This window comes from Inquilinus ginsengisoli (assembly GCF_031453975.1).
Lineage (GTDB): Bacteria > Pseudomonadota > Alphaproteobacteria > DSM-16000 > Inquilinaceae > Inquilinus > Inquilinus ginsengisoli_A.
The window spans coordinates 328,687-354,504 of record NZ_JAVDPW010000006.1; the positions used below are offsets into that span (position 1 = coordinate 328,687).

Annotated in this window: 23 protein-coding genes; 15 read left to right on the top strand and 8 right to left on the bottom strand. The window is 68.8% G+C overall.

Translation table 11 applies throughout. The features are described 5' to 3' along the window. The first annotated feature begins 12 nt into the window (after window positions 1–12). The 3 genes from parC to E9232_RS18580 all read left to right on the top strand — a co-directional run bounded on the left by parC (window position 13) and on the right by E9232_RS18580 (window position 4,236). Window positions 13–2,244, top strand: coding sequence for a DNA topoisomerase IV subunit A (gene parC / locus E9232_RS18570; protein WP_309796215.1), 2,232 nt, complete (start codon window positions 13–15; stop codon window positions 2,242–2,244). Between the two features lie 168 nt (window positions 2,245–2,412). Continuing rightward, complete coding sequence (locus E9232_RS18575; protein ID WP_309796217.1) at window positions 2,413–2,997, top strand: biotin transporter BioY; 585 nt, start codon at window positions 2,413–2,415, stop codon at window positions 2,995–2,997. Between the two features lie 147 nt (window positions 2,998–3,144). Then, window positions 3,145–4,236, top strand: coding sequence for a TRAP transporter substrate-binding protein (locus E9232_RS18580; RefSeq protein ID WP_309796219.1), 1,092 nt, complete (start codon window positions 3,145–3,147; stop codon window positions 4,234–4,236). Between the two features lie 58 nt (window positions 4,237–4,294). Here E9232_RS18580 and E9232_RS18585 read toward each other — a convergent pair whose 3' ends face one another. The 5 genes from E9232_RS18585 to E9232_RS18605 form a co-directional block, all read right to left on the bottom strand. Beyond that, a complete protein-coding gene (locus E9232_RS18585) occupies window positions 4,295–5,866 on the bottom strand; it encodes a TRAP transporter large permease (RefSeq protein WP_309796221.1) in 1,572 nt (523 codons plus the stop codon). Window positions 5,867–5,897: 31 nt separating this feature from the next. Next, window positions 5,898–6,446 (bottom strand): TRAP transporter small permease subunit, encoded by a 549-nt coding sequence (locus E9232_RS18590; protein ID WP_309796222.1) that lies wholly within the window; start codon window positions 6,444–6,446, stop codon window positions 5,898–5,900. 181 nt (window positions 6,447–6,627) lie between these two features. Further along, window positions 6,628–7,362, bottom strand: a complete 735-nt coding sequence (locus E9232_RS18595; RefSeq protein WP_309796224.1) for an arginyltransferase — start codon at window positions 7,360–7,362, stop codon at window positions 6,628–6,630. A 130-nt stretch (window positions 7,363–7,492) separates the two neighbouring features. Further along, the gene (locus E9232_RS18600) at window positions 7,493–8,713 is read right to left on the bottom strand and encodes a threonine ammonia-lyase (protein WP_309796226.1); all 1,221 of its coding nucleotides are present in this window, start codon (window positions 8,711–8,713) and stop codon (window positions 7,493–7,495) included. A gap of 30 nt (window positions 8,714–8,743) precedes the next feature. Beyond that, the gene (locus tag E9232_RS18605; RefSeq protein ID WP_309796228.1) at window positions 8,744–11,125 is read right to left on the bottom strand and encodes a penicillin acylase family protein; all 2,382 of its coding nucleotides are present in this window, start codon (window positions 11,123–11,125) and stop codon (window positions 8,744–8,746) included. A 212-nt stretch (window positions 11,126–11,337) separates the two neighbouring features. Between E9232_RS18605 and E9232_RS18610 the strand changes: the two genes are divergently transcribed. Both E9232_RS18610 and E9232_RS18615 read left to right on the top strand, forming a co-directional pair. Beyond that, complete coding sequence (locus E9232_RS18610; RefSeq protein WP_309796230.1) at window positions 11,338–12,489, top strand: type III PLP-dependent enzyme; 1,152 nt, start codon at window positions 11,338–11,340, stop codon at window positions 12,487–12,489. 14 nt (window positions 12,490–12,503) lie between these two features. Then, window positions 12,504–13,349 (top strand): alpha/beta fold hydrolase, encoded by an 846-nt coding sequence (locus E9232_RS18615; RefSeq protein WP_309796232.1) that lies wholly within the window; start codon window positions 12,504–12,506, stop codon window positions 13,347–13,349. Window positions 13,350–13,353: 4 nt separating this feature from the next. Here the strand turns inward: E9232_RS18615 and hemB are convergent, their stop codons facing one another. Next, complete coding sequence (gene hemB / locus E9232_RS18620) at window positions 13,354–14,352, bottom strand: porphobilinogen synthase (protein WP_309796234.1); 999 nt, start codon at window positions 14,350–14,352, stop codon at window positions 13,354–13,356. Between the two features lie 341 nt (window positions 14,353–14,693). Here hemB and E9232_RS18625 point away from each other — a divergent pair, with 341 nt between their 5' ends. Further along, complete coding sequence (locus E9232_RS18625; RefSeq protein WP_309796236.1) at window positions 14,694–15,170, top strand: MarR family winged helix-turn-helix transcriptional regulator; 477 nt, start codon at window positions 14,694–14,696, stop codon at window positions 15,168–15,170. A 73-nt stretch (window positions 15,171–15,243) separates the two neighbouring features. Here the strand turns inward: E9232_RS18625 and E9232_RS18630 are convergent, their stop codons facing one another. Then, complete coding sequence (locus E9232_RS18630; RefSeq protein ID WP_309796238.1) at window positions 15,244–16,464, bottom strand: acyl-CoA dehydrogenase; 1,221 nt, start codon at window positions 16,462–16,464, stop codon at window positions 15,244–15,246. A gap of 102 nt (window positions 16,465–16,566) precedes the next feature. Further along, window positions 16,567–16,965 carry a Ros/MucR family transcriptional regulator gene (locus tag E9232_RS18635; protein ID WP_309796239.1) on the bottom strand — a complete coding sequence of 133 codons (399 nt, stop codon included), beginning with the start codon at window positions 16,963–16,965 and terminating at the stop codon, window positions 16,567–16,569. Between the two features lie 272 nt (window positions 16,966–17,237). On the opposite strand from E9232_RS18635, the gene rpiB reads away from it, so the two are divergent. The 9 genes from rpiB (at window position 17,238) to E9232_RS18680 (ending at window position 25,747) form a co-directional block, all read left to right on the top strand. Then, entirely contained in the window at window positions 17,238–17,690 is a 453-nt protein-coding gene (rpiB, locus tag E9232_RS18640) for a ribose 5-phosphate isomerase B (protein WP_309796241.1), read from the top strand. Between the two features lie 16 nt (window positions 17,691–17,706). Next, on the top strand, window positions 17,707–19,017 hold the full coding sequence (gene glyA, locus E9232_RS18645; protein ID WP_309796243.1) for a serine hydroxymethyltransferase: 1,311 nt from the start codon (window positions 17,707–17,709) through the stop codon (window positions 19,015–19,017). Between the two features lie 205 nt (window positions 19,018–19,222). Continuing rightward, a complete protein-coding gene (gene nrdR, locus E9232_RS18650) occupies window positions 19,223–19,681 on the top strand; it encodes a transcriptional regulator NrdR (protein ID WP_309796245.1) in 459 nt (152 codons plus the stop codon). 63 nt (window positions 19,682–19,744) lie between these two features. Further along, entirely contained in the window at window positions 19,745–20,359 is a 615-nt protein-coding gene (locus E9232_RS18655; protein ID WP_309796247.1) for a riboflavin synthase, read from the top strand. Beyond that, window positions 20,356–21,504 (top strand): 3,4-dihydroxy-2-butanone-4-phosphate synthase, encoded by a 1,149-nt coding sequence (ribB, locus tag E9232_RS18660; RefSeq protein WP_309796600.1) that lies wholly within the window; start codon window positions 20,356–20,358, stop codon window positions 21,502–21,504. The genes E9232_RS18655 and ribB overlap by 4 nt, the downstream gene beginning before the upstream one ends. A gap of 1 nt (window position 21,505) precedes the next feature. Then, window positions 21,506–21,988, top strand: a complete 483-nt coding sequence (locus E9232_RS18665) for a 6,7-dimethyl-8-ribityllumazine synthase (RefSeq protein ID WP_309796249.1) — start codon at window positions 21,506–21,508, stop codon at window positions 21,986–21,988. 4 nt (window positions 21,989–21,992) lie between these two features. Further along, window positions 21,993–22,469, top strand: coding sequence for a transcription antitermination factor NusB (gene nusB, locus E9232_RS18670; protein ID WP_309796250.1), 477 nt, complete (start codon window positions 21,993–21,995; stop codon window positions 22,467–22,469). A gap of 10 nt (window positions 22,470–22,479) precedes the next feature. Beyond that, window positions 22,480–23,454 (top strand): thiamine-phosphate kinase, encoded by a 975-nt coding sequence (gene thiL, locus E9232_RS18675; RefSeq protein WP_309796252.1) that lies wholly within the window; start codon window positions 22,480–22,482, stop codon window positions 23,452–23,454. Window positions 23,455–23,620: 166 nt separating this feature from the next. Further along, window positions 23,621–25,747: a sodium-translocating pyrophosphatase gene (locus tag E9232_RS18680; protein ID WP_374710634.1), complete on the top strand. Its 2,127-nt coding sequence runs from the start codon at window positions 23,621–23,623 to the stop codon at window positions 25,745–25,747. The last annotated feature ends 71 nt before the right edge of the window (window positions 25,748–25,818 follow it).

The window sequence follows — 25,818 nt, forward strand, 5'->3', positions numbered from 1 at the left end:
ACTGACGGGGTCATGACCAGCACGCCCTCCAAAGACCCTTCGGCCGAAACCATCCAGCCGGTGCCGCTGCACGAAGCGCTCGGCACCCGCTATCTCAACTACGCGCTGTCGACGATCACGTCGCGGTCGCTGCCGGACCTGCGCGACGGGCTGAAGCCGGTACATCGCCGGCTGCTCTACGCCATGCGCCAGCTGCGCCTGGCCTCGACCACGCCGCCGAAGAAATCGGCCCGCGTGGTCGGCGACGTCATCGGCCAATACCACCCGCATGGCGACAGTTCGATCTACGACGCGCTGGTGCGCATGGCGCAGGATTTCGCCCAGCGCTATCCGCTGGTCGACGGCCAGGGCAATTTCGGCAATATCGACGGCGATAACGCCGCGGCGATGCGGTACACCGAGGCTAGGCTGACCGCCGTGGCCGAGGCGCTGCTGGAGGGCATCGACGAGGACGCGGTCGATTTCCGCGAGACCTATGACGGCGAGGGGCGGGAGCCGGTGGTGCTGCCCGCCGCCTTCCCCAACCTGCTGGCCAATGGCAGCCAGGGCATCGCGGTCGGCATGGCGACCTCGATCCCACCGCACAATGTCGGCGAGATCTGCGACGCACTGCAGCTGCTGATCAAGCGCCCCGCTGCCACGGTCGACGACCTGCTGACCGTGGTGGCCGGGCCGGACTTCCCGACGGGCGGCGAGCTGGTCGAATCCGCCGCCGCGATCCGCGAGGCCTACGCCACCGGCCGCGGCGCCTTCCGCGTCCGGGCGCGCTGGGAGATCGAGAAGCTGCCGCTCGGCCTGTTCCAGATCGTGGTCACCGAGATCCCGTACCAGGTGCAGAAGTCGCGGCTGATCGAGAAGCTGGCCGACATCGTCACCGCGAAGAAGCTGTCGACGCTGGAGGATGTGCGCGACGAATCGGCCGAGGATGTCCGCATCATCCTGGTGCCGAAGAGCCGCAACGTCGAAGCTGACATGCTGATGGAGCAGCTGTTCCGGCTGACCGAGCTGGAAACCCGCTTCAGCCTGAACATGAACGTGCTGGACGCCACCAACGTCCCGCGGGTGATGGGGCTGAAGGATGTCTGCCAGGGCTTCCTCGACCACCGCTACGAGGTGCTGGAGCGGCGGACCCGCTACCGCCTCGGCAAGATCGAGCGGCGGCTGGAGATCCTCGGCGGCTACCTGATCGTCTTCCTCGATCTCGACGAGGTGATCCGCATCATCCGCGAGGAGGATGAGCCGCGATCGGCGCTGATGGCGCATTTCAAGCTGACCGAGGTCCAGGCCGATGCCATCCTCGACATGCGGCTGCGGTCCCTGCGCAAGCTCGAGGAGATGGAGATCCGGCGCGAGTTCGACGGGCTGTCGGCCGAGCGCGACGCCGCCGAGGCGCTGCTGGCGGACGAGGGCAAGCGCTGGAAGGCGATCGGCGCCGAGATCGCGCTGATCAAGAAGCGCTTCGGCCCGGACACCGAGCTCGGCCGCCGCCGCACCAGGATCGGCGACCCGCCCTCGGCCGTGGTGGTCTCGCTGGAGCCGCAGATCGAGCGCGAGCCGCTGACCGTGTTCCTGTCGGACAAGGGCTGGATCCGGGCGCTGCGCGGCCACGGCCTGGAACTGGCCGAGATCAAGTACAAGGACGGCGACGGCGAAGGCTTCGTGCTGCAGGCCGAGACCACCGACAAGATCCTGCTGTTCGGCAGCGACGGCCGCTTCCACACCCTGGCGGCCGACAAGCTGCCGCGCGGCCGCGGCTTCGGCGAGCCGGTGCGCATGATGGTCGATCTCGGCAACGACACCGACATCATCGCGCTGCTGGCCCATGTGCCGGGCCGCAAGCTGGTGGTGGCGTCGACCGACGGCCGCGGCTTCGTGGTGCCGGAAAGCGACGTGATCGCCCAGACCCGGGCCGGCAAGCAGGTGCTGAACCTGAACGACGGCGCCAAGGCCGCGGTCTGCCGGCCGGTCACCGGCGACACCGTCGCGGTGGTCGGCACCAACCGGCGCCTGCTGTGCTTCCCGCTGTCCGAGCTGCCGGAGATGGGGCGCGGCAAGGGCGTGACGCTGCAGAAGTACCATGGCGCCGCGCTGTCGGACCTGACCCTGTTCAAGCGCGAGGATGGGCTGAGCTGGCAGATGGGCGGCGGCCGCACCCGGACCGAGCCGGAGATCCCGATCACCGCCCGCGGCCGCAGCGGCAACCTGCCGCCGCGCGGCTTCCCGCAGACCAACAAGTTTTCGTGACCACTGACCGACCCCTCCCGCCTGTCATTGCCCGGCTTGACCGGGCAATCCAGGGGCCGTCGAGAGCCGCTCTGGCCGCCCCTGGATGCCACGGTCGAGCCGTGGCATGACAATCGTTGGAGCGAGGATGCGTAGAATTCAGACAGACAAGACAGCCGGAGCCCCGACATGACCACCCGCACCCTTCCCCTGATGCTGTCCGTCTGGCGCGCCGAGAGCAGTGATGCCGGCCGGGTCCGCGCCGTCGTGCTGGTGCTGCTGGGGTCGGCCCTGATGGCGCTGTCGGCCAAGATCCAGGTGCCGTTCGTGCCGGTGCCGATGACCATGCAGACCGGCGTCGTGCTGCTGCTCGGCGGCGCCTATGGCTGGCGCCTCGGCGGGCTCACCATGCTGGCCTATCTGGCCGAAGGCCTGGCTGGGCTGCCGGTCTTCGCCGGCGTCCTCGCCGGCCCGGCCTATGTGGCGGGGCCGACCGGCGGCTATCTCGTCGGCTTCGTGCTCTCGGCCGCCCTGATGGGCTTGGCGGTGGAGCGCGGCTGGACCCGCGGGCTGCTCGGCATGGCCGCGGCGCTGACCCTGGCCACGCTGGTGCCCTTCGTCACCGGCGTGGCCTGGCTGGCGATGCTGATCGGCCCGGCGGCGGCGATCGCCAACGGCTTCATGCCCTTCATCCCTGCGGCGATCCTGAAGGGCGCGCTGGCCGGGATGCTCCTGGCAACCCTGGGCGGGATCGCCCGCCGGCGCGGGGCCTGAGCGCAAAAGGCGCGGCGGCGCAGAAGCGCCGTTGCGTCACGCGCCTGAGTTTCATTAGATGAGATCGACGCCGCGGCGCGAACCAAACGTCGCGGCGAATCACCGATCCACGGTCAATCGTTGCGAAACAGGGGGAGAATCCGAGACATGAAGCGGCGGAATTTCATCGCGACCGCGGGCGTCGGCCTGGCGGCCGTGCCGTTGGCAGCGCCGGCGATCGCGCAGGAGCGGCCCGAGATCAAGTGGCGCCTGGCCTCCAGCTTCCCCAAATCGCTCGACACCATCTATGGCGGCGCCGAAGTCATGTCGAAGACGCTGTCGGACCTGACCGACGGCAAGTTCCAGATCCAGGTGTTCCCGTCGGGTGAGCTGGTGCCGGGCCTGCAGGCCCTGGACGCGGCGCAGAACGGCACGGTCGAGGCGGCCCACACCGTCGCCTACTACTATGTCGGCAAGGACCCGACCTTCGCCATCGGCTCGTCGATCCCGTTCGGCCTGAACGCCCGCCAGCAGAACGCCTGGCTGTACCATGGCGGCGGCAACGACCTGCTGAACACCTTCTTCGCCAATTACGGCGTGGTCGGCTTCCCCGGCGGCAACACCGGCACCCAGATGGGCGGCTGGTTCCGCAACGAGGTCAAGTCGCTGGCCGACCTCAAGGGCCTGAAGATGCGCATCGCCGGCCTGGCCGGCAAGGTGGTCGAGCGCATCGGCGTGGTGCCGCAGCAGATCGCCGGCGGCGACATCTACCCGGCGCTGGAGCGGGGCACGATCGACGCGACCGAATGGGTCGGGCCCTATGACGACGAGAAGCTGGGCTTCTACCAGGTCGCCAAGTTCTACTACTACCCCGCCTTCTGGGAAGGCGGCCCGACCGTGCATTTCCTGTTCAACAAGGAGAAGCACGAGGCGTTGCCCGACGCCTACAAGAAGGCGCTGGCCGTGGCCACCGAGATCGCCAACTTCAACATGCTGGCGCTGTACGACGTGAAGAACATCACGGCGATCCGCAGCCTGGTCGGCAAGGGCGTGCAGTTGAAGCCGCTGCCCCGCGACGTGCTCGACGCCGCCTATGTCGAATCGTTCAAGCTCTACGACGAGCTTTCGGCCTCGAACGCCAACTGGAAGGCGATCTACGAGCCGTGGAAGCAGTTCCGCACCGAGGCCTATCAGTGGTTCCGGGTCGCGGAATACACCTATGACAGCTACGTCTACGCCCAGCAGGCCGCCGGCAAGTAGCGGGCTGCCCTGAACCGACCGGGCCGGTCCTCTTTCGGGGGCCGGCCCTTTTCTTTGCTCACTTGAAGCTGGGCGCGGGCAGGGGATCGCCGGGCTGCGCCGCCGGGGCGGGCGGTTGGCTGCCAGGGGCGGGGGCGCCGAAATCCGGGGGCGGCGGCGTGCCGAAATCGGGCGTCGCCGGGGCGCCGAACGGGTTGCTGTCGCCGGCCCCGGGCATCGGCACGTTGATGTTGATGCTGTTCGGATCGACATCGATCCGGCCCGATTTGTAGTGGGTCACCAACCCGGGGAAGCCGATCACGATCGCGACCATCACGATCTGGATCAGGACGAAGGGGATCGCGCCGAGATAGATCTGCCCGGTGGTCACCGGCGCGATCGTCCTTCCGGTGATCTTGTCCCGGTAAGCCCGGGTCGGTGCCACCGAGCGCAGGTAGAACAGCGAGAAGCCGAAGGGCGGGTGCATGAAGGACGTCTGCATGTTGACCGCCAGCAGCACGCCGAACCAGACCAGGTCGATTCCAAGGCTGCTCGCCACCGGCGCCAGCAGCGGCACGATGATGAAGGCCAGCTCGAAATAGTCGAGGAAGAAGGCCAGCACGAAGACGATGATGTTGGCGATGACCAGGAAGCCGATGACGCCGCCTGGCACCGAGGTCAGCAGGTGCTCGACCCAGACATGGCCGTTGACGCCGTAGAAGGTCAGCGAGAAGACGCGGGCGCCGAGCAGGATGAAGATGACGAAGGCGGTGAGCTTGGTGGTAGTGTCCAGCGCCTGCTTGACCATGGTCAGGTTGAGCCGCCGGTTGATCGCGGCCAGGATCAGCGATCCGGCCGCACCCATGGCGCCGCCCTCGGTCGGCGTGGCGATGCCGAGGAAGATGGTGCCGAGCACCAGGAAAATCAGCACCAGCGGCGGCACCAGGGAGGTCACCACCTTGGCCGCAAGGGCCAAGCCCCGCAGCGATCGCGCCTCCAGCGGCAGGGCGGGGGCGGTCTTCGGCCGGATGAACGTCATCAGCAGGACATACAGGGTGTAGAGACCGGTCAGGATCAGCCCGGGCAGCACCGCACCTTCGTACATGTCGCCGACCGAGCGGCCGAGCTGGTCGGCCATGATGATCAGGACCAGGCTGGGCGGGATGATCTGCGCCAGCGTGCCGGAGGCGGCGATGACGCCGGCGGCCAGCGACCGGTCGTAGCCGTAGCGCATCATGATCGGCAGCGAGATCAGCCCCATCGAGATCACCGAGGCGGCGACCACGCCGGTGGTGGCGGCCAGCAGGGCGCCGACGAAGATCACGGCATAGGCCAGGCCGCCGCGCACCGGACCGAACAGCTGGCCGATGGTGTCGAGCAGGTCCTCCGCCATGCCGCTGCGTTCGAGGATCAGTCCCATGAAGGTGAAGAAGGGGACGGCCAGCAGCGTCTCGTTCGACATCTGGCCGAAGAACCGGTCCGGGATCGCCCCGAACAGGCTGACCGGCAGCAGGCCCAGTTCGATGCCGAGCAGGCCGTAGCCGAAGCCGACCGCGGCGAGGGAGAAGGCCACGGGGTAACCGAGCAGCAGCACGATCACCAGCGAGGCGAACATGATCGGCGCCATGTTCTCGATCAGGAACTGCGTCATGCGGACGGACCTTCAGATTCGGGTGGCCGGCTCAAAGGGGGTCGGCTTCGTGGCCGTGCGCTTCGACGATGTCGGGGATCCGGCCCGACAGGATGGCGATCCGCTTGACGAGTTCCGATAGGCCCTGCAGCCCCAGCAGCAGGAAGCCGGCCGGGATCAGGGCCCAGACCGGCCAGAGAATCAGGCCGTTGGCGTTGCCGGAGATTTCGCCGCTGACGTATTTGTCGACCATCACCGGCCAGGACAGCAGGATGGTGATGATGCAGAAGGGCAGCAGGAAGACGACGGTGCCGAACACCTCGATCCAGAGCTGGGCGCGACGCGGCCAGCGGGCGTAGAGGATGTCGACCTTGACGTGCTCGCCCTTCAGCAGCGTGTAGCCGGCGGCCAGCAGGAACACGGCGGAGAAGAGGTACCATTGCAGCTCCAGCCAGGCGTTGGAGCTGATCGAGAAGGATTTGCGCAGGATGGCGTTGCCGGTGCTCACCAGCACGGCGACGAGGACGAGCCAGGACACCGATCGTCCGATCCAGCCGTTGACAGCGTCGATGACGCGGCTGGCACCCAGCAAAGCCCCCATGGTTCCCCCTGTTTCCTTGTTCTGCTTCGGCACTGCAGATTGGATCGGTTCAATCGTCTCCGAATTCGCTATCGCGAAATATCAGCTTTCGGGGACGAGACCAACCTTCGATCGACCGCAAAGCGCGGCCGCGCCCGGGAAAGGGGGGCTTCGCCGGGGGAGGCGGATATCGGTGAACGGCTCAGCCTTCGATCTCGAGCGGCATCCAGCCGTTGTCGGTCAGGGATTCCAGCGGCTGGAAGCGGGCCTTGTAGGCCATCTTCTGGCTCTGCTCGATCCAGTAGCCGAGATAGACATGGTCGAGGCCGCGCAGCCGGGCCTCCTCCACCAGCGCCAGGATGACGTAGGTGCCCAGGCTGCGCTGCGGCACGTCGGGGTCGTAGAAGCTGTAGACCGCCGACAGCCCGTCCTCCAGCACGTCGACCAGCGCCGCGGCCCGCAGCTCGCCCTTGGCGTCGCGGAACTCGATCAGGGCGGCGCTGCCGCTGCCCTCCTCGATCATGCTGCCGTAATCGGCCCGCGACATCCGCGCCATGTCGCTGTCGCCGTGGCGGTGCCGCTGGTAGCGCAGGAACAGCGCGAACTGCTCGTCGGTGCCGACCGGCAGGGCCGAGCGGCGGCCGAGGTCGAGATTGGCGGCCCAGGCCCGGCGCATGCTGCGGCCGGGCACGAAGCGCGCCACCGGGATGCGCACCGGGACGCAGGCGCGGCAGCCGGGACAGACCGGCCGGTAGACGATGTCGTGGCTGCGCCGGAACCCGGCCTGGGACAGGGTGGTGTTGAGCGCACGCGCGTCGCCGCCGTTGAGACGGGTGAACAGCTTGCGTTCGACACGGCCGGCGATATAGGGGCAGGGCAGCGGGCCTGACCGGTAGAAATGCTGCAGACGACCGAGCGTGCCGTCGATGACGGACATCAAAGGCTCCTGGGTCGAGGCACCAACCTCATAGACCCATACTGGATCACAGTGCGGGACCGGCAGCAAGCGACTCGGAGCCGCGCGATGAATCCGGCCGGCGCTAGCCGCGGCCGATGACAAATGCGGGCTAGGCCCCGACGTCGCCCAGCAGCTTGGCCGGATAGCCCTCCGCCGTCAGCTTGGCGATGATGACCTCGACATGGGCGCGGTCGCGGGTCTCGACCACCACGTCGATGTCGGCCCGCTTCACCGGGATCTGGAAGAACAGGCGCTGGTGGTAGGTCTCGATGATGTTGCCGCCGATCGCGCCGATGATGCCGGCGATGCGGCTGAGCACGCCGGGGGAATCCTCGATCTCGATGCGCAGCCGCGCGATCTGGCCGTTGCGCACCAGGCCGCGCATCAGGATCGAGGCCAGGATGCGCGGATCGATGTTGCCGCCGCAGACCACCACGCCGACCCGCCGCCCGGCAAAGCGCTCTGGGTTGGCCAGGATGCCGGCGATGCCGGCCGCCCCGGCGCCCTCGGCCACCAGCTTCTGCTGGGTCAGCAGCATGTGCACGCCGTGCTCCAGCACCGTCTCCTCGACCGTGACGATGTCGTCGACCAGCTCGGCGATGATCTGGCGGGTCAGCACGCCCGGGCTCTTGACCGCGATGCCCTCGGCGATGGTGGCGCCGCCGTAGATGCCGGTGCGGCCGGCGACGGCGTCGCTCATCGAGGCGTAGAGCGCGGCCTCGACCCCGGTGATGCGCACCGACGGCCGGATCGACCGGGCGGCGATGGCGATGCCGGAGATCAGCCCGCCGCCGCCGATCGGCACCACGATGTCGTCGAGATCGGGCACGTCGGCCAGCATCTCCAGCCCGGCGGTGCCCTGGCCGGCGACGATGTGGGGGTCGTCATAGGGGTGGATCAGGGTCAGCCCCTCCTCGTCCACCAGCTTGCGGGCATGCCCCATGCTGTCGTCCAGGGTCTGGCCGACCAGCACCACGCGCGCGCCATAGCCCTCGGTCTTCGCCACCTTGGTGAAGGGGGTGAAGGTCGGCATGACGATGGTGGAGGGGATGCCCAGGCGGGTGGCGTGGTAGGCCACGCCCTGGGCATGGTTGCCGGCCGACATGGCGACGACGCCGCGCTTGCGCTCCGCCTTGCCGAGCGACCGCAGCTTGTTGTAGGCGCCGCGGTCCTTGAACGACCCGGTGCGCTGCAGCGTCTCCAGCTTCAGGAAGATCTCGCAGCCCAGGATGCCGGACAGCTGCGGCGCCGCGATGGTCGGGGTGCGCGCGACCTGGCCCTCGAGCGCGGCGGCGGCGGCGTGGATGTCGTCGATGGTGACCGGCAGCATGGCGGACTCCGATGGTCCTGGTCTGAAGCCTCAGGGGGGCGGCTGCAGGGTGGTGAGTGATTCCCCCGCGGCAGCGAGATCAGCCTCGTTACCGGACAACGTCAAGCTGCGTCCGTCTCGCCAATCCGCGACCAGGTCCCCCCAATGTGGCGACAGCGGGTTGCCGGACTGGCCGGTGGCGATCATGAAACGCGACCGCGCGCGGTCGGCGAGGTCGTAGACGGCGCGGTAGCCGGCGCCGTGGGTGTGGGCGTAGGGGGTGACGGGATCGTCGATGGTGGTGGCGCCGCGGTTGAGGGTATAGGGGCCGCCATCCGTCGGCGTTGCCAGCGAGATCAGGCCGCCGACCACCGGCACGCGCGACAGCACCTGGTCGGCCAGGGGCGCGACATGCTCGTCACCCCAACGCCAGGCGGCGATGTCGGCGCCGTGGCGCTTGGTCAGGGCGTCCAGCGCCTCGCCCAGGGTGCGCTGCAGCAGCGCCTGGCAATCCGCCGGGGGAGGGGACGCCGCGGCGTCGCCGCACCAGGACGGGTCGCGGGTCAGGATGGTCTTCAGCACCGTCGGGTGCAGCCCGAAATAGTCCTGGGCGAGCGGGCCGAGCGGCAGGTCGAACACGGCGTGGGCGAAGCGGCGCAGCCATTCCATGTACAAGAGCGGCTCCGGCTTGCTCCGGTCCATGTGCATGTCCCAGCCGCGCAGCCGGGCCAGCGCCGCCGCCATGCGGCCGTTCACCGGCTCGATCCCGGTCATCAGCGGCAGCAGGTCCTGGGCCTCCAGGGTCAGCGTGTCGGCCTGCATCGCCCGGGAGCGGTCGACCGTGACCGGCCCGTCCGCGCCCAGCATCTCGACGATGCGGCGGGCGCGGTAGGGTTCGTCGTAGCCCGAGCCGATGTAGTGGGGGTAGTCCGGCCCGACCACGGTGTTGTTGGCGTTGGCGACGAAGCCGGCCGGCGGGTTCAGCGCCTGGGGCAGGTCTTCGAACGGGATGGTGCCGGTCCAGTCCTGGGCGCCGGAGGCGCCGTCGCCGGGCAACTCGCCCTTGCCGGAGCGGCGGACCGGGATCGCGCCGGGGGTCAGGAAGCCGATGTTGCCGCCGTCATCGGCATAGACCACATTCTGGATCGGGGCACGCCAGAACCGCATCGTGGCCAGGAAGTCCTGCCAGTTGCCGGCCCGGTTCAGGCCGTACAGCGCCTGCGCCGAGGTGTCGCCGGGCGCCAGCGCGGTGAAGGCCAGGGCGGCGACCTTGCCGCTGCCGGCCAGCTTGTCCATGTCGGGGTCGAGGTCCGACAGCACCGGCCCGTGCCGGGTGCTGCGGATGGTCATCGTCACCGGATCGCCGCCGGAGACGGCGATGGTCTCGGTCCGGATGTCGAAGGCGGCGCTGCCGTTGGGGGTGAGGTAGCGGGCCGGGTCCTTGGGATCGACGGTCTCGAGGAACAGGTCCTGGACGTCGGCGCCGGTGGTGGTGAAGCCCCAGGCGATGTGGCGGTTCTGGCCGAGGATGGTCAGCGGCACCCCGGCGACGGTGGCGCCGGCCACCGACAGGGTCGGGGTCTCGATCCGGGCGAGGTACCACAGGATCGGGGCGCTCAGCCCCAGATGGGGGTCGTTGGCCAGGATCGGGGCGCCGGTGCCGGTGCGGCCGGGGCCGACCACCCATTCGTTGGAGGCGGTGCGGGGGCCCAGCGGCGGCGGCAGCGCCGCGGCCAGCCCGGCCAGCATCGGCACGGCCTGGTCGAGGGCGGCGAGGGTGGTGGGCGTCAGGGCGCCGAGGTCGGGGAACAGGGTGGCGGTGCGCTCCGGCCCCAGCCGCTCGATCATGCGGGTGCGCTGGATCTCGTCGACATAGTTGCCGGAGAGCTGCAGCGCCATCAGCTTGCTCCAGACCAGCGTGTCGGCCGGGCGCCAGGGCGCGGGCCGGGTGCGCAGCAGGTAGAATTGCGGCGGCAGGGCGCCGTCATGGCCGTCGATCCAGGCGTTGACCCCGGCGGCGTAGCGGCCGAAGGCGGCCTGGGTCTCGGGCGACAGGCTGGCGACATCGGCCTCGGCGAGGCGGTAGAGGCCGAGGGTGCGCATCAGCCGGTCGAGCTTCAGCGTCGCCGGGCCGACCACCTCGGATAGGCGCCCGGCGCCGATCCGGCGCTGCAGTTCCATCTGCCACAGCCGGTCCTGGGCGTGCAGGTAGCCGAGGGCGAAATAGGCGTCGCCGTCGGTCTGGGCGAAGATGGTCGGGATGCCGTGGGCATCGCGGTAGACCCGGACCGGGGCGGACAGGCCGTCGAGCGCGATGGTGCCCGATTCGGCCGGCACCCCGGTGCGCAGCCACCAGAACCCGCCGCCGACGAGCCCCGCGAGCAACAGAAGAAGACAGGCCAGCGCCACCGCGCCGCGACGGACCCATTTCATCGACAGCCTCTCCACGCAGCGCGGTATCGGCTGCGCCCAGGGCCGTTATAGGGGGCTTTCCGGCGCCGGGCGAGGCAGGCGGTGTCGCATCGGCCGGACTTAATTTTGATGAAATTCTGGGCGAAGCTCCGTCCGGGCTGGGCAATCCGCCGGGGCTGCCTAGATCATGAGTCCGATGCGGTGCTCGGCCGTCGCCCGGTGGAAAGAGGTCCATGGAAGTCTTCGCCGACGCCCTCGCGATGGTCACCGCGCTTCGCCCCGAGGAGCCGGTCTACTGCCTGCGCCCCAAGGTCCTGAAGGACGCTGCGGCGCAGTTCGTGCAGGCCTTCCCGGGCACGGTGATGTACGCGGTCAAATGCAACGACCACCCCGAGGTCCTGGCCGGGCTGCAGGCCGGCGGCCTGACCGATTTCGACGTGGCATCACTGAGCGAGATCGAGGCCGCGGCTGCGCTGCCGGGCGCGCGGTCGCACTACATGCATCCGGTCAAGAACCGGCAGGCGGTGACCCTGGCCTATCACCGCTTCGGCATCCGCACCTTCGCCCTCGACCATGAGGAGGAGCTGGCCAAGATCCTGGCCGTGACCGGGGAGGCCCGCGACCTGACCCTGGTGCTGCGGGTGGACATGCCGCGCTTCGATTCGGTCTGCGACCTCACCGGCAAGTTCGGGGCGGAGGCGGCGGCCGCGCCGGGGCTGCTGCGCCGCATCGCCGCCAGCGGCAACCGGGCCGGCCTGACCTTCCATGTCGGCTCGCAATGCCTGGATCCGGGCGCCTATGAGAGCGCGCTGGCGATCTGCGGCGGCATCCTGGCCGAGGCCGCGGTGCCGGTCCCGGTGATCGATGTCGGCGGCGGCTTTCCCACCGCCTATGTCGGCACCGAGCCGCCGCCGCTGGCCGCCTATGTCGCCGCGATCCAGGCCGGGGCCGCCCGGCTGCCGGCTGACCCCGGGCGCGCGCTGTTCTGCGAGCCCGGCCGGGCGCTGGTGGCCGAAGCCTGCTCGCTGGTGGTGAAGGTCGAGTTCCGCCGCGGCCATCGCCTCTATCTCAACGACGGCGCCTATGGCAGCTTGGCCGACATGAAGCTGTTCGGCACGGTCTACCCCGTCCGCCTGCTGCGTCCCGGCGGAGCCGGACGCAGGATGGCGACCTTTTCCCTGTTCGGTCCCACCTGCGACAGCTACGACAGCCTGCCCGGCGGGTCGTCGCTGCCGGAGGATGTGCGCGAGGGCGACTGGATCGAGTTCGGCCAGATCGGCGCCTATTCCAACGTGCTGCAGACCCGCTTCAACGGCTTCGAGGCGCGCCGCTTCGTCGCCGTGGCCGACGACGCCCTGCGCCCCGTCAGCGCCCGGGCCGCCTGATGGAGTCTCCTGAGATGAACCCGGTCGAGCAGCGTTACCTCGGGCTCGGCATCGGCGGCTTCCATCGCCTGGCCTATGTCGAATGGGGCACGGACCGGACGCGGCCGCCGGTGCTGTGCGTCCATGGCCTGACCCGCAACGGCCGGGACTTCGACGCGCTCGCCGCCGAACTGGCGGGGGTTGGGCGGCGGGTGGTGTGCCCCGACGTCGCCGGCCGCGGCCGCAGCGACCGGCTGGCCAACCCGGCGCTCTACGGCTACCCGCAATATCTCGGCGACGCCGCGGCGCTGATCGCCCGGCTCGACGCGCCCGTGGTCGACTGGGTCGGCACCTCGATGGGCGGGCTGATCGGCATGATGCTGGCGGCCCAGCCCAACACGCCGATCCGGCGGCTGGTGCTGAACGATGTCGGGCCCTTCATTCCCAAGGCGGCGCTGGAGCGGATCGGCAGCTATGTCGGGCTCGACCCGGTGTTCGCCGACCTGGCGGCGCTGGAGGCGCATCTGCGCCGGGTCCACGCCCCCTTCGGCCCGCTGAGCGACGGCCAATGGGCCCATCTGGCGCGGCACAGCGCCTGGCCCCGGCCGGATGGGACGCTGGGCCTGGCCTATGATCCCGGCATCGCCGCGGCCTTCACCGGCGCGCTGTCGGATGTCGATCTCTGGGCGCTGTGGGGCCAGATCCGCTGTCCCATCCTGGTGGTCCGCGGCGCCGAGTCCGACCTGCTAACGGCGGAGACCGCCGCGCGCATGGCGGCGCGGCCGGACACCACGCTGCTGACCGTCGAAGGCTGCGGCCACGCCCCGGCGCTGATGGCGCCGGAGCAGATCGCGCCGATCCGGGACTGGCTGGCCGCCTAGCGGCTCAGCCGATCAGCTGGGCGGCGTCGACCGCGCCATAGGTCAAGACGCCGGCGGCGCCGGCGCGCTTGAAGGCGGTCAGCACCTCGAGCAGCGCCTTGGGATAGTCCAGCCAGCCGTTCTGCGCCGCGGCCCGCAGCATCGCGTATTCGCCGCTGACCTGGTAGGCGAAGGTCGGCACGCCGAAGCCGTCGCGCACCCGGCGGATGATGTCGAGATAGGGCAGCCCCGGCTTGACCATCACCATGTCGGCGCCCTCGCGCAGGTCGAGCTCGACCTCGCGCAGCGCCTCGTCGCTGTTGGCCGAATCCATCTGGTAGGTCTTCTTGTCGCCGACCAGAACGCCGGTGGACCCGACCGCGTCGCGGAACGGGCCGTAGAAGGCCGAGGCGTACTTCGCCGAATAGGCCATGATCTTGACGTCCTGGCGCCCGGTGCCGTCCAGCGCCGCGCGGACGGCGCCGATGCGGCCGTCCATCATGTCCGACGGCGCGACGATGTCGGCCCCGGCCGCGGCCTGGACCAGCGCCTGGCGGACCAGGATCTCGACGGTCTCGTCGTTCAGCACGCGGCCGTCGCGCAGCACGCCGTCATGGCCGTGGCTGGTGAAAGGATCGAGTGCGACGTCGACCATGATGCCGAGATCCGGCACCGCGGCCTTGATCGCGGCGGTGGCGCGGCAGACCAGGTTGCCCTCGCGGCAGGCCTCGGCCCCGTCCTCGCTGCGCAGGGCGCGGTCGATCATCGGGAAGATCGCCACGGCGGGGATGCCCAGGTCGCGGGCGCGGCGGCAGGCCTCGACGGCGCTGGCGAGATCCAGGCGGTCGACCCCCGGCAGCGATTCGACCGGCTGCCGCTGGTCGCCTTCGACCACGAAGATCGGCCAGATCAGGTCGCCGGGCCCCAGCCGGGTCTCCGCCACCAGTTCGCGGATCCAGCCGTCGCTGCGCAGGCGGCGGGGCCGCGTCGTCGGGAAGGCACCGGGGAAGGGCAGGCGGGACATCGCGGCACTCAAAGGCTACCATGCAGTGGCGCGCACTCTAGGCCGAGGCCCCGGCCGGAAACAACCTGGTGCGACGGCTTGGCGTGCGCGATCGTTCCGGCACAGGAAACGATCCTTGCAAGGGAAGGGTTGATAACTTGATCTCGGCGGGTCAAAAATGTTCTTTGACACAACCGGATGCACCGATCTGCCGCGAATTCGGCCCGAATGCGTTGCAAATTGCAGTGAAACAGGGTCGAACTCTCTAGGCTTTCGTTCTGGATGATTTTGTCTAAAGTGGCTTTAAGAGTGGTGGAACGGCGATCTAGATAGTACAAGACGCCAGTAGGTCGGAGGTCTGAATGCATCATCCCTATTACCGCATGACTGCGCTGATAGAGCGGCTCCATCGCTGCTTTCTGGATGTGGTAAAGGTGGAGCTGGACCGCTTTGGCGTCCAAGACATCAACAACGTCCAAAGTCTGATTCTGTATAATATCGGCATGGATGAGCTGACCATCGGCGAACTGACGGCCCGCGGCTACTATCTCGGGTCGAATGTCTCGTACAACGTCAAGAAGATGGTCGAGAACGGTTATTTGGCGCAGGAGCGGTCGCAACACGACCGGCGCTCCACCCGGGTGCGGCTGACCAGCAAGGGCCAGGCGCTGCGGACCAAGCTGGAGGCCATGTTCGGCCGCCAGGCGGATGCGCTTGATAATACGGGGCTGCGCGGCGGCGACGTCGAGACTCTGAACGCCACGCTGCGGCGGCTCGAAGGCTTCTGGTCGGGCAACCTCGCCTATGCCTCGGACCAGCCGGTCACCAGCGCCGCCTGAACCACATCCGTCAAGACAAGAAAAAGGCGCGCCGGTCAGGCGCGCCTTTTTCGTTTCCAGCGGGTCTCAAGCCTCAGAAGGCCGCGATTCCGGTCTGGGCCCGGCCCAGGATCAGGGCGTGCACGTCATGCGTGCCCTCATAGGTGTTGACCGCCTCCAGGTTCATCACATGGCGGATGACGTTGAACTCATCGGCGATGCCGTTGCCGCCGAGCATGTCGCGCGCCGTCCGGGCGATGTCGAGCGACTTGCCGCAGTTGTTGCGCTTCATCAGGCTGATCGCCTCCGGCGCCGCCTTGCCCTGGTCCTTCAGCTCGCCCAGCCGGTGCACCGCGATCAGGCCGAGGGTGATCTCGGTCTGCATGTCGGCGAGCTTCTTCTGGATCAGCTGGGTGCCGGCCAGCGGCTTGCCGAACATCTTGCGGTCCAGCGTGTACTGCCGGGCGGTGTGCCAGCAGAACTCGGCCGCGCCGATGGCGCCCCAGGCGATGCCGTAGCGGGCGTTGTTGAGGCAGCCGAACGGGCCCTTCAGCCCCTTGACGTTGGGCAGCAGGTTCTCGGTCGGGACGAAGACCTCGTCCATCACGATCTCGCCGGTGGTCGAGGCGCGCAGCGAGAACTTGCCCTCGATCTTGGGCGAGGACAGGCCCTTCATGCCGCGCTCGAGCACGAAGCCACGGATCTCGCCCGAATCATCCTTGGCCCAGACCACGAAGACGTCGGCGATCGGCGAATTGGTGATCCACATCTTGGCGCCGGACAGGCTGTAGCCGCCGGCCACGGTGCGCGCCCGGGTCTTCATCGACCCCGGATCGGACCCGGCGTCGGGCTCGGTCAGCCCGAAGCAGCCGACGATCTCGCCGGTGGCCAGGCGCGGCAGGTACTTCTGGCGCTGCTCCTCGGTGCCGTAGGCCCAGATCGGGTGCATCACCAGGCTGGACTGCACCGACATGGCCGACCGGTAGCCGCTGTCGACGCGCTCGACCTCGCGCGCGATCAGTCCGTAGCAGATCGAGTTCACGCCGGCGCAGCCATAGCCGTCGATGGTCGAGCCGAGGAAGCCGAGCTCGCCCATCTCGGTCATGATCTCGCGGTGGAAGATCTCGTGCCGGTTGGCCTCGAGCACGCGCGGCTGCAGCTTGTCCTGGCAATAGGCGCGCGCCGCGTCGCGCACCATGCGCTCCTCTTCGGTCAGAAGCTCTTCGAGAAGGAGCGGATCCTCCCATTGGAAGGCGGCGCGGCCGGCGCCATACGCCGGCTTTTCGGGCGCGGCCGCAGCGGAGGAGGCAGTCATGACGTACTCCGAACTATCAGAAAATCGGAGCCGCATATGAGCACAGGGGCCGGGGGGCCGCCAGCTTTGTGCCGCTTCCCCCCGGATCCCGGCCGGAGTCGATCAGCCGCGCTTGGTCTTGGCCGACCCGGTGCGCGCCCGCCCCAGGCCGATCTTCTTGGCGAAGGCGGAGCGCTGTTCCGCATAGTTCGGCGCCACCATCGGGTAGTCCGGCGGCAGGCCCCATTTGGTGCGGTAATCCTCGGGCGACAGGCCGTAAGTCGTCCGCAGGTGCCGCTTCAGCATCTTCAGTTTCTTGCCGTCCTCCAGGCAGACGATGTAGTCCGGCTGGATCGACCGCTTCACCGGCACCGCCGGCTTCGCCAGGGCCGGCACCGCCGCCGCCATCGGCGCAGTGCCCACGCTCCGCAGCGCATCGTGGATCGCATGGATCACGGCGCCGAGCTGGTCGCTGGGAACCGCGTTGCGCGAAATATAGGACGTCACGATTTGGGCAGTCATCTGCACCAGTTCGTGGTTGTTGTGCCCGTCCGTGTTTGCCGCGTCCTCCATTGTTCAATTCCTTTTCTTTGTGTCGTCAACAGCGACAACGAGGTCGCATCTGATATCGCGTATGTCAACGTGAATGCGAAAATAAGATCTATTCTACAACCCTAGGCTGCAATGCGAATTTGCCGGGGGTTGCAAGGTCTAAGATTGAGCCATGTTCCGGCTCACCCTCCAACGCAAAATATGCGAAGGTCGCCTGCATCCCGATCCGACCAGAAAATCCAATGACCGACGCCACGAACACTGTCGCCATCGCCGCCGATCACGCCGGCTATACCCTCAAGGACCAGCTCAAGCCGGTGATCGAGGCCCACGGCCTGACCGTGCTGGACCTCGGCACCAACGGGCCCGATCGGGTCGACTATCCCGATTTCGGCCATGCCGTCGCCGTGGCCATCCGCACCGGCCGGGCCACGCGGGGCCTGGTGGTCTGCGGCACCGGCATCGGCATTTCGATCGCGACCAACCGCCATCGCGGCGTTCGCGCGGCGCTTTGCCACGACGTCACCACCGCCCGGCTGTCCCGCCAGCACAACGATGCGAACGTGCTGGCCCTCGGCGCCCGAATCATCGGCTTCGAGACCGCCCAGGACTGCCTTGCCGTGTTCCTGTCCACCGCTTACGACGGCGGACGGCACGGTGACCGCATCGCCAAGATCGACGTGCCCACAGCCTGACCAGGATGATCCGCCCATGAGCTCCCTCGACACCGCCGCCAAGTCGTCCACGGGCGACTCCCTGTTCACTGCCCGCCTGGCGGACACCGACCCGGCGGTGATGCAGAGCATCCGCGACGAGCTGAAGCGCCAGCAGTCGCAGATCGAGCTGATCGCCAGCGAGAACATCGTGTCCCGCGCGGTGCTCGACGCCCAGGGCTCGGTCCTGACCAACAAGTATGCCGAGGGCTATCCCAACCGCCGCTACTACGGCGGCTGCGAGTTCGTCGACGTCGCCGAGACGCTGGCGATCGAGCGCGCCTGCAAGCTGTTCGACTGCGCCTTCGCCAACGTCCAGCCGCATTCCGGCGCCCAGGCCAACCAGGCGGTGTTCTTCGCCCTGCTGCAGCCGGGCGACACCATCCTGGGCATGTCGCTGGCCGCCGGCGGCCACCTGACCCATGGCGCCGCCCCGAACCAGTCGGGCAAGTGGTTCAACGCGGTGCAGTACGGCGTCCGGCGCGAGGACGCCCGGATCGACTATGACGAGCTGCAGCGCCTGGCCACCGAGCACAAGCCGAAGCTGATCGTCGCCGGCGGCTCGGCCTATCCGCGGGTGCTCGACTTCCCGCGCTTCCGCCAGATCGCGGATTCGGTCGGCGCCTACCTCATGGTCGACATGGCGCATTTCGCCGGCCTGGTCGCCGGCGGCGTGCATCCCAGCCCGCTGCCGCACGCCCACATCGTCACCACCACCACCCACAAGACCCTGCGCGGGCCGCGCGGCGGCATGGTGCTGACCAACGACCTCGACATCGGCAAGAAGATCAACTCGGCCGTGTTCCCCGGCCTGCAGGGCGGCCCGCTGATGCATGTCATCGCCGCCAAGGCGGTGGCCTTCGGCGAGGCGCTGCGGCCGGAGTTCAAGCTCTACGCCAAGGCGGTGGTCGAGAACGCCAAGCTGCTGGCCGAGACCGTGCGCGCCGGCGGCCTCGACATCGTCTCGGGCGGCACCGACACGCATCTGATGCTGGTCGACCTGCGGCCGAAGAAGCTGACCGGCAAGGCCGCCGAGGCCAGCCTCGAGCATGCCGGCATGACCTGCAACAAGAACGGCGTGCCGTTCGACCCGGAGAAGCCGACCATCACCTCCGGCGTGCGCCTGGGCAGCCCGGCGGCGACCTCGCGCGGCTTCGGCCTGGCCGAGTTCCGCCAGATCGGCGAGATGGCGGTCGAGGTGCTGGACGGGCTGGCGGCGAACCCGGACGACAATTCGAAGGTCGAAAAGGCGGTCCGCGCCCGGGTCGAGGCGCTGTGCGCCCGGTTCCCGATCTACCAGGGTCTCTGAGGCCCCGCACTCTTACTGTCATCCCGAGGATCCAGGGGCACCAAGAGCCGCTCTGGCCGCCCCTGGATGCCACGGTCGAGCCGTGGCATGACGAATGAAGGAGGAGCGGGGCGATCTTGCCCGCCTTCCTCAACCGATAGATTGTGGTTCGCCCACAACGGATGGTATCCATTCGCTGTGGGCGAAACCATTTCCGGGGGGAGCGATGCGCTGTCCATTCTGTGGCCACGACGACACCCAGGTGAAGGATTCGCGCCCCACCGAGGACAATTCCGCGATCCGCCGCCGCCGCTTCTGCCCGGCCTGCGGCGCCCGCTTCACCACCTTCGAACGGATCCAGCTGCGCGAGCTGACGGTGATCAAGTCGGGCGGCCAGCGCGAGCCCTTCGACCGCGAGAAGCTGCTGCGCTCGATGCGCATCGCCCTGCGCAAGCGCGACATCGACATCGAGCGGCTGGAGCGCATCGTCAACTCCCTGGTCCGCCAGCTCGAAAGCTCGGGCGAGAGCGAGATTCCGTCCAAGTCGATCGGCGAGATGGTGATGAAGGCGCTCAGCGGCGTCGATAAGGTCGCCTATATCCGCTACGCCTCGGTCTACCGCGACTTCCAGGAACCTGGCGCCTTCAGCGATTTTGTCGATCAACTGCGCGGCGAGCGACCCTGACCGGCGCCGGACTTGGTGTGGTTTCGCTGGAAACCACAGCGTTGTCGTCATAGGGTGCCGGCCATGTTCAGCGGCATCATCACCGATGTGGGGCGCGTCGCGGCGATCGAGCGGCGAGGCGACACCCGCTACATCATCGAAACCGGCTTCGACACCGCCACGATCGAGATCGGCGCGTCGGTCGCGCACAACGGCGTCTGCCTGACCGTGATCGAGACCGGGCCTGGCCGCTTCGCGGTCGAGGCTTCGGGCGAGACCCTGTCGCGCACCACCCTGGGCGACTGGTCGGTCGGCACCGAGATCAACCTCGAACGCTCGCTCAAGCTCGGCGACGAGATCGGCGGCCATCTGGTGTACGGTCATGTCGACGGCGTCGGCACCATCGTCGACCGCCGGCCGGAGGGCGACAGCGTGCGCTTCACCATCGAGGCCCCGGCCGCGCTGGCGGACTACATCGCCTCGAAGGGCTCGGTCGCGATCGAAGGCGTCTCGCTGACGGTCAACGAGGTCGAGGACACGCCTTCGGGCACCTGCCGTTTCGGCGTCAACATCATACCTCACACGCAGTCATGCACGACATTTCGAAGCTTAAGCACGGCTCACCGCGTGAACTTGGAGATCGACATGCTGGCGCGGTACACGGCGCGCCTGCTGCGCGGTCGCAAGACAGCCGGCTGACCACAGAGGACCAGGCGCTTCTCTCGCCGATCGACGAGATCATCGAGGAGGCGCGCCAGGGCCGCATGTTCATCCTCGTCGACGACGAGGACCGCGAGAACGAGGGCGACCTCGTGATCCCGGCGCAGATGGCGGATGCCGAGGCGGTCAACTTCATGGCGCGCTACGGCCGCGGCCTGATCTGCCTGGCCATGGAGCACCAGCGCATCGCCGAGCTCGGCCTGCCGCTGATGACCCGCAGCAACGCCTCGCGGCACCAGACCGCCTTCACCGTCTCGATCGAGGCGCGCGAGGGCGTGACCACCGGCATCTCGGCCGCCGACCGGGCCCGCACCATCGCGGTCGCGATCGACCCCGCCTGCGGCCCGGCCGACGTCGCCACGCCGGGCCACGTCTTCCCGCTGGTGGCGCGCGACGGCGGCGTGCTGGAGCGCACCGGCCACACCGAGGCGGCGGTCGACATCTCGCGCCTGGCCGGGCTGTATCCGGCCGGGGTGATCTGCGAGATCATGAACGACGACGGCAGCATGGCCCGGCTGCCGGACCTGGTGAAGTTCGCCCAGTTCCACAACCTCAAGATCGGGACCATCGCCGACCTGATCGCCTATCGCCGCTGCCAGGAATCGCTGGTCCAGCGCAAGCTGGAGACCACGATCCAGAGCCGCTTCGGCGGCGACTGGAAGATGCTGGTCTACGTCAACACCGCGCGCTACGCCGAGCATGTCGCGCTGGTGAAGGGCGATGTCGCCGGCGACGACCCGGTGCTGGTCCGCATGCATGCGCTGAACGTGCTGGACGATGTGCTCGGCGACGTCCATGGCGACAGCGCCGGCATGCTGCACGGCGCGATGGAGGCGATCGGCCAGGCAGGCAGGGGCATCGTGGTGCTGATCCGCGAGCCGCAGCCCGACAGCCTGAGCGAGCGCCTCAAGCGCCGGCTCGAAGGCACGCCGTCGAAGGAGAGCGGGCACGAGCTGCGCGACTACGGCGTCGGCGCCCAGATCCTGATCGACCTCGGTGTCAGCAACCTGATCCTGCTGTCCAACCACCCGCGCACCATCATCGGCATCGACGGCTATGGCCTGACTGTGGTTGAACAGCGCGCTATTGCCGGCACCGCGGGGGCCGGCCCCCAGGAGAACTGACATGGTCGCCAAGACCGAGACGCGACCGGTGTCCTTCAGCGGCCCGGCGCCGCATATCATGATCGTCGAGGCCCGCTTCTACGAGGACATCACCGACGAGCTGGCGCGCGGCGTCGTCGCGGTGCTGGAGCAGGTCGGCGCGACCTGGGAGCGCGTCGCCGTGCCCGGCGCGCTGGAGATCCCGGCCGCGGTGCAGATCGCCGCGGCCTCGGGCCACCGCTTCGACGGCTATGTCGCGCTCGGCTGCGTCATCCGTGGCGAGACCTCGCATTACGACACGGTGTGCAACGAGAGCGCCCGCGGCCTGCAGGATCTGGCGCTGCGCCACGGCCTGGCCATCGGCAACGGCATCCTGACCGTGGAGACCGAGGCCCAGGCCTGGGCCCGCGCCAAGGTCGACGAGATGGACAAGGGCGGCGGGGCCGCCCGGGCCGCCCTGGCGATGATCGAGCTCAAGCGCCGCTTCCAGCAGGGACAGCGCTGACGCCATGTCCACGCAGAAACCTTCCGCCAAGGCCCGCCGCAGCGCCGCCCGCCTGGCCGCCGTCCAGGCCCTCTACCAGATCGAGCAGTCCGGCACGCCGCTGGACAAGGTGATCACCGAGTTCGCCCGCCACCGCTTCGGCGAGCCGATCGAGGGCGAGGCGATGGTCGAGCCCGATGCGCCTCTGTTCGGCGAGATCGTGCGCGGCACGCGCATCCGCAGCGCGGAGGTCGACGCCCTGGTCTCCGGCGCCCTCGACGCCCAGTTCTCGCTGGCCCGGCTCGACGTGCTGCTGCGCTGCGTGATGCAGGCCGGGGCGTGGGAGCTGCTGGCCAGCGTGCACGTTCCGGCGCCGATCGTGATCTCGGAATACGTCAACGTCACCCGGGCCTTCTTCGGCGGCAAGGAACCGGCGATGGTGAATGCGGTGCTCGACCGCATCGCCCGCGAGCGCCGTCCGGGCGAAACCAGCGCCGGCTGAGGCCGCGGCCATGGGCCTCGGCGAATTCGACCGCATCGCCCGCTTCTTCAGACCGCTGGCCCAGGGCCTGGCCGGGGCGCTCGATCTTGCCGACGACGCCGCGCTGCTCGATCCCGGGCCCGGCCGTGACCTGGTCGTCACCACCGACGCGATGGTCGAATCGGTCCATTACCTCCCAGGCGAGGACCCGGCCCGGCTGGCGCGCAAGCTGCTGCGGGTCAACCTGTCCGATCTGGCCGCCAAGGGCGCCACGCCCCTGGCCTACACCCTGACCACGGCGCTGCCGTCGCAGCCGGACGACAGCTGGATCGCGCGTTTCGTCGAAGGCCTGGCCGCGGACCAGGCGGAATACGGCATCGGCCTGCTCGGCGGCGATTCGGTGAAGACGCCGGGGCCGGCGATGCTGTCGGTCACCGCCTTCGGCACGGTGCCGAAGGGGGCGATGTTGCGCCGCGCCGCAGCCAAGGCCGGCGACGACCTCTATGCCAGCGGCACGCTCGGCGACGGCGCCCTCGGCCTGCGCGCCGCCCGGGGCGACCTCCAGGCGCTGGCCGCCGACGCGGTCGAGGCGCTGGCGCTGCGCTATCACCTGCCGCAGCCGCGGCTGGCCCTGGGCGCGGCCCTGGTCGGCATCGCCCATGCCGCGATGGACCTGTCGGACGGGCTGCCGGGCGACCTGCCGCACATCTGCGCCGCCTCCGGGGTCGCCGCCGAGGTCGAACTGGCGCGGCTGCCGTTGTCCGACGCCGCCCGCGCGGCGGTGGCCGCCGATCCCGCGCTGCAGGCGGTGGCTTGGGCCGGTGGCGACGACTACGAGTTGCTGTTCACCGCCCCGGTTGAAGCCCGTTCGGCGGTCGAAGCGGCGGCTTCGGCCACGGGCACGCCGGTCGGGCGGATCGGCCGGATCGCGGCGGGGCAGGGGGTCCGCCTGCTGGATCCCCAGGGCCGGCCGGTCGAGTCGCTTGCGGGCTGGCAACACTTCTGATCGGTGCCCCGCTGACGACCGGAATCGGCCTGATTCCTGCCACAAAGCAAAAAAATTTCGCGCTCATTGCCCTGCTCTTCCTGCTCTGGCATCGTTTGCGCGCAAAAGAAGCGGAGCCGGCCTGAACCGGGCTGGCGCGTCATCAACAGGGGCGAGGGACTCAGGAATGGTGTCAGCGGTCCTTGTCTTCGTGCTGCTCTGCGGCCTAGGCGCATTGGCCTATGGTGTGTGGGCGGCCCGAAGCGTGTTGTCGGCCAGCCCGGGCGATGCCCGGATGCAGGCCATTGCCGCCGCGATTCAGGAAGGCGCCGGCGCCTATCTGAACCGGCAGTATCTCACCATCGGTGTGGTCGGCGTGGTGATCGCCGTCATCGTTTCGCTTCTCCTCTCCGTTTCGGTCGGCATCGGCTTCGTCATCGGCGCGGTTCTGTCGGGCGCGGCCGGCTATGTCGGCATGAACATCTCCGTCCGGGCCAATGTCCGGACCGCCGAGGCCTCCCGTCAGGGCCTGGCTGCCGGCCTCGCCATCGCCTTCCGCTCCGGCGCCGTCACCGGCATGCTGGTGGCCGGCCTGGCGCTGATCGCGGTCGCCGGCTACTACAGCATCCTGCTGCTCTCCGGCGCCACCGGCCGCGGCCTGATCGATCCGCTGGTCGCGCTCGGCTTCGGCGCGTCGCTGATCTCGATCTTCGCCCGTCTCGGCGGCGGTATCTTCACCAAGGGCGCCGATGTCGGCGCCGACCTGGTCGGCAAGGTCGAAGCCGGCATTCCCGAGGATGACCCGCGCAACCCGGCCGTCATCGCCGACAATGTCGGCGACAATGTCGGCGACTGCGCCGGCATGGCCGCGGACCTGTTCGAGACCTATGCCGTCACCACCGTCGCCACCATGGTGCTGGCCTCGATCTTCTTCGCGGGCTCCGCGGCGATGTCGTGGATGATGCTGTATCCGCTGGCGATCGGCGGCATCTGCATCCCGGCCTCGATCGCCGGCACCTTCTTCGTCAAGCTCGGCGCCTCGAACAACATCATGAGCGCGCTGTACCGCGGCTTCGTGGTCTCGGCCGGGCTGTCGCTGGTCGGCATCCTGCTGGTGACCTGGATCGTGATCGGGCTTGGCACCCAGTACACCGTCAGCATCGGTGGCGTCAGCACCACCTTCAGCGGGCTGTCGCTGTTCCTGTGCGGCGTCAGCGGCCTGGTCGTCACCGGCCTACTGATCTGGACCACGGAATACTACACCGGCACCAACTTCCGTCCGGTCCAGTCGGTGGCCCAGGCCTCGACCACCGGCCACGGCACCAACGTGATCCAGGGTCTGGCGATCTCGATGGAATCGACGGCGATCCCGGCGCTGATCATCTGCGCCGCCATCATCGTCACCTATCTGCTCGCCGGGCTGTTCGGCATCGCCATCGCCGTCACCAGCATGCTGGCCCTGGCCGGCATGGTCGTGGCGCTCGACGCCTACGGCCCGGTCACCGACAACGCCGGCGGCATCGCCGAGATGGCGGATTTGCCGGCCGATGTCCGGGTCACCACCGACGCGCTGGACGCGGTCGGCAACACCACCAAGGCGGTGACCAAGGGCTACGCCATCGGCTCGGCCGGCCTCGGTGCCCTGGTGCTGTTCTCGGCCTACACCTCGGACCTCAACTTCTTCATCTCCAGCCCGGCCGAGCATCCCTATTTCAAGGGGCTGGTGCTCGACTTCTCCCTGGCCAACCCCTACGTGGTCGTCGGCCTGCTGATCGGCGGCCTGCTGCCCTACCTGTTCGGGGCGATGGGCATGACCGCGGTCGGCCGCGCCGCCGGATCGGTGGTGGAGGAGGTCCGCCGCCAGTTCCGCGAGAATCCGGGGATCATGGAAGGCACCAGCCGGCCGGACTACAAACGCGCGGTCGACATGCTGACCAAGGCTGCGATTCGCGAGATGATCGTGCCATCGCTGCTGCCGGTGCTGGCGCCGATCGTGCTGTACTTCGTGATCGAGGCGATCGCCGGCCGCTCGGCCGCCTTCTCCGCGCTCGGCGCGATGCTGCTCGGCGTCATCGTCACCGGCCTGTTCGTCGCCATCTCGATGACCTCGGGCGGCGGCGCCTGGGACAACGCCAAGAAGTACATCGAGGAGGGCAACCACGGCGGCAAGGGGTCGGACGCGCACAAGGCGGCCGTCACCGGCGACACCGTCGGCGATCCCTACAAGGACACCGCCGGGCCGGCGGTGAACCCGATGATCAAGATCACCAACATCGTCGCCCTGCTGCTGCTGGCGATCCTCGCCCACGGCTGATCATACCGACGACGAAAGCCCCGGCACCGCGAGGTGCCGGGGCTTTTTCGTTGGCGACAGGCCCGATGGAG

Coding starts and splice junctions, on each gene's coding strand:
- glyA (WP_309796243.1), top strand. CDS start 17,707: ATGAGCTCCCTCGACACCGCCGCCAAGTCGTCCACGGGCGACTCCCTG.
- E9232_RS18680 (WP_374710634.1), top strand. CDS start 23,621: ATGGTGTCAGCGGTCCTTGTCTTCGTGCTGCTCTGCGGCCTAGGCGCA.
- E9232_RS18615 (WP_309796232.1), top strand. CDS start 12,504: ATGAACCCGGTCGAGCAGCGTTACCTCGGGCTCGGCATCGGCGGCTTC.
- E9232_RS18575 (WP_309796217.1), top strand. CDS start 2,413: ATGACCACCCGCACCCTTCCCCTGATGCTGTCCGTCTGGCGCGCCGAG.
- thiL (WP_309796252.1), top strand. CDS start 22,480: ATGGGCCTCGGCGAATTCGACCGCATCGCCCGCTTCTTCAGACCGCTG.
- E9232_RS18635 (WP_309796239.1), bottom strand. CDS start 16,965: ATGACTGCCCAAATCGTGACGTCCTATATTTCGCGCAACGCGGTTCCC.
- hemB (WP_309796234.1), bottom strand. CDS start 14,352: ATGTCCCGCCTGCCCTTCCCCGGTGCCTTCCCGACGACGCGGCCCCGC.
- E9232_RS18600 (WP_309796226.1), bottom strand. CDS start 8,713: ATGCTGCCGGTCACCATCGACGACATCCACGCCGCCGCCGCCGCGCTC.
- E9232_RS18630 (WP_309796238.1), bottom strand. CDS start 16,464: ATGACTGCCTCCTCCGCTGCGGCCGCGCCCGAAAAGCCGGCGTATGGC.
- E9232_RS18655 (WP_309796247.1), top strand. CDS start 19,745: ATGTTCAGCGGCATCATCACCGATGTGGGGCGCGTCGCGGCGATCGAG.
- E9232_RS18665 (WP_309796249.1), top strand. CDS start 21,506: ATGGTCGCCAAGACCGAGACGCGACCGGTGTCCTTCAGCGGCCCGGCG.
- E9232_RS18625 (WP_309796236.1), top strand. CDS start 14,694: ATGCATCATCCCTATTACCGCATGACTGCGCTGATAGAGCGGCTCCAT.
- E9232_RS18585 (WP_309796221.1), bottom strand. CDS start 5,866: ATGACGCAGTTCCTGATCGAGAACATGGCGCCGATCATGTTCGCCTCG.
- E9232_RS18610 (WP_309796230.1), top strand. CDS start 11,338: ATGGAAGTCTTCGCCGACGCCCTCGCGATGGTCACCGCGCTTCGCCCC.
- parC (WP_309796215.1), top strand. CDS start 13: ATGACCAGCACGCCCTCCAAAGACCCTTCGGCCGAAACCATCCAGCCG.
- E9232_RS18580 (WP_309796219.1), top strand. CDS start 3,145: ATGAAGCGGCGGAATTTCATCGCGACCGCGGGCGTCGGCCTGGCGGCC.
- E9232_RS18590 (WP_309796222.1), bottom strand. CDS start 6,446: ATGGGGGCTTTGCTGGGTGCCAGCCGCGTCATCGACGCTGTCAACGGC.
- E9232_RS18605 (WP_309796228.1), bottom strand. CDS start 11,125: ATGAAATGGGTCCGTCGCGGCGCGGTGGCGCTGGCCTGTCTTCTTCTG.
- rpiB (WP_309796241.1), top strand. CDS start 17,238: ATGACCGACGCCACGAACACTGTCGCCATCGCCGCCGATCACGCCGGC.
- nusB (WP_309796250.1), top strand. CDS start 21,993: ATGTCCACGCAGAAACCTTCCGCCAAGGCCCGCCGCAGCGCCGCCCGC.
- E9232_RS18595 (WP_309796224.1), bottom strand. CDS start 7,362: ATGTCCGTCATCGACGGCACGCTCGGTCGTCTGCAGCATTTCTACCGG.
- nrdR (WP_309796245.1), top strand. CDS start 19,223: ATGCGCTGTCCATTCTGTGGCCACGACGACACCCAGGTGAAGGATTCG.